This is a genomic window from Clostridium tarantellae (assembly GCF_009295725.1).
In the GTDB taxonomy this organism is placed as follows: domain Bacteria; phylum Bacillota; class Clostridia; order Clostridiales; family Clostridiaceae; genus Sarcina; species Sarcina tarantellae.
In genome coordinates, this window is sequence record NZ_WHJC01000410.1 from 1 (window position 1) to 2,382 (window position 2,382).

Genomic DNA, 2,382 nt, shown 5'->3' on the forward strand with positions numbered 1-2,382 from the left:
CTTTAGGAAATTATAATTTAAAAAATCTGTGGATAACTTTAATTAAAATGCCGAAGGCGGTCTGCAAAGCAGATTTTGTTCTAGCACATAGTGGTACATATATTTATTTAATTTAATATTTTTTAAATTTTAAAGATAGTTTTTTTATGATAAAAATTAAATTTTAAAAACTAACAAGGCATAGTTTATATAAAAAATTTATGTGAACTTTTATTGATAATGGTATAATATTACAAGAAATATAACAGGTTATTTTTAGTAAGAAGGATATAAAATATTATAAATACTTTATTAAGTGGCTTTTACCACTTGATATAATAAAGGGGAAGATTAAAATGATATGGATAGTTTTAATATTAGGGGGAATAAATTTACTTTTAATTATTTATTTGTTTTTAATGAAGAAAGAATTAAGGAATATAATTAAACAATTAAAGGATTATAGTAATAGTAAAAGTAAAAAGAAAATAGATATTAGTCTATTTAATAAAGATATTGAAAATTTAGCTATGGAAATAAATGAAAATATAGATGTTTGCACTTCCTTTCAGTTAAAGGAAATTAAAGTACAGGAAGAGTTAAGAGCATTAATAGCTAGTATATCCCATGATTTAAGAACTCCCCTTACGTCTATAGTGGGATATTTGCAAATGATAAATAAGAGTACTTTATCCTATGAAAAGCAAAAGGAATATTTAGAAATAACAGAAAGACGAGCTAAAGATCTTCAGGATTTACTCAATGAATTTTTCCTCCTTTCTGTATTAGAATCACCTGAATATACTATAAAACTAAATTCAATAAATTTAAATGAAATATTATGTGATGTTATTACTTCCTGTTACTATGATTTCACTAATAATAATATAGAACCGGATATACATATAAAAGAAGAAAATATTATGATTTTAGGAGAGGAATCATCTGTAAAAAGAGTTTTAGAAAATCTAATAATAAATGCTGTAAAACATACTAAAGGAAGAGTTGTAATAAACCTTACAAAGCAGAGTGATAAAGCTTTATTAACTATAATAAACTCTGCTAGAAACCTTAAAAAGAAAGATGAGGACTTCTTATTTAATAAATTTTATAAGGGGGATAAATCTAGAGGACTAAATAAAAATAGTACAGGATTAGGACTAGCTATAGTAAAGGAACTTATGAATAAAATGCAGGGAGAAATAACTGCTGAAATTAAAGATGAGTTACTTTATATAAATTGTTATTGGAATGTAATTGGTTCTAATTATGTAAAGTGTAAAGATGAAAGGAATAATTTATGAAAAATAATGTGAGTATTTTAATTGTGGAAGATGATAAAGCTTTAAGTAGAGGAATTGTACTAGCTTTAAAAAGTGAAAAATATACCTTTTATGAAGCTAATTCTTTAAAAAATGCAAAGGAATATGTAAATAATTATGATTTTCAGTTAATAATTTTAGATGTAAATTTACCAGATGGAAATGGATTAGATTTTCTTAATGATATTAGAAAAACTTCTTTAATTCCTGTTATTATACTTACTGCAAATGATATGGAAACTGATATTGTAACAGGACTTGAAATGGGAGCAAATGATTATGTTACTAAACCCTTTAGTTTAATGGTTCTTAGAGCAAGGGTAAAGGCTCAACTTAGGCAAGTAACTTCAAAGGTTAATTCTTTTGAAATAAATAATTTTTCTTTTAATTTTGATACTATGGAATATAAAAAGGGTGAAATTTTAATTGAATTAAGTAAAACTGAGCAAAAGCTTCTTAAAGTCTTGGTGGAAAATAGGGGCAATACTCTTACTAGAGAAATGTTAGTAGATAAGATTTGGACCAATGGGGGAGAGTATGTAGATGAAAATGCCCTTTCTGTAACTATTAAAAGATTAAGAAATAAACTAGAGGATAATCCTTCAAAGCCTACATATATAAAAACCATATATGGTACAGGATATTCGTGGGTGGTTAAATAAATGGATAACTTAACTATTATTTCTTTAGTGATTACCGTAATTTCAATAATTTTATGTATAATAATTGTGTCCATTAATAATTATTACACAAAAAAGACTATGAAAAAGCTTTATAATATGATGGATTGTGCCATTAAAGGGGAATTTACGGAAAATACCTTTGATGAATCCCTACTATCAGCTTTAGAGAGTAAGGTAAATAGATATTTAAAGCAGGATTATTTATCACAAAAAAATATATTAGAGGAAAGGGATAAAATAAAAACTTTAATTTCTGATATATCCCATCAAAGTGAACTACTCTCCACTTAGCTAACGCTTGAAGTGTGAGCTTCTTGGTCAATATAACTAATGTTACAAGTTTACCCAAGCTAACCCCGTCGCACCGACGGTTTGTGAAAATCACTAATTGATACCAG

General features: G+C 26.2%; 3 protein-coding genes. All 3 read left to right on the forward strand.

From position 1 onward, the window contains the following. Positions 1 to 335 precede the first annotated feature (335 nt). From GBZ86_RS15080 to GBZ86_RS15090, 3 genes are read left to right on the forward strand one after another with little or no spacing between them, the layout of a single operon-like run. On the forward strand, positions 336 to 1,283 hold the full coding sequence (locus tag GBZ86_RS15080; protein ID WP_152892014.1) for a sensor histidine kinase: 948 nt from the start codon (positions 336 to 338) through the stop codon (positions 1,281 to 1,283). Next, positions 1,280 to 1,963: a response regulator transcription factor gene (locus GBZ86_RS15085; protein ID WP_152892016.1), complete on the forward strand. Its 684-nt coding sequence runs from the start codon at positions 1,280 to 1,282 to the stop codon at positions 1,961 to 1,963. The genes GBZ86_RS15080 and GBZ86_RS15085 overlap by 4 nt, the downstream gene beginning before the upstream one ends. Then, on the forward strand, positions 1,964 to 2,275 hold the full coding sequence (locus tag GBZ86_RS15090) for a hypothetical protein (RefSeq protein WP_152892018.1): 312 nt from the start codon (positions 1,964 to 1,966) through the stop codon (positions 2,273 to 2,275). Positions 2,276 to 2,382: the final 107 nt, after the last annotated feature.

What these genes read in the sequence shown, in the direction of transcription:
- GBZ86_RS15085 (WP_152892016.1), top strand. Translation starts at nt 1,280, where the DNA reads ATGAAAAATAATGTGAGTATTTTAATTGTGGAAGATGATAAAGCTTTA.
- GBZ86_RS15080 (WP_152892014.1), top strand. Translation starts at nt 336, where the DNA reads ATGATATGGATAGTTTTAATATTAGGGGGAATAAATTTACTTTTAATT.
- GBZ86_RS15090 (WP_152892018.1), top strand. Translation starts at nt 1,964, where the DNA reads ATGGATAACTTAACTATTATTTCTTTAGTGATTACCGTAATTTCAATA.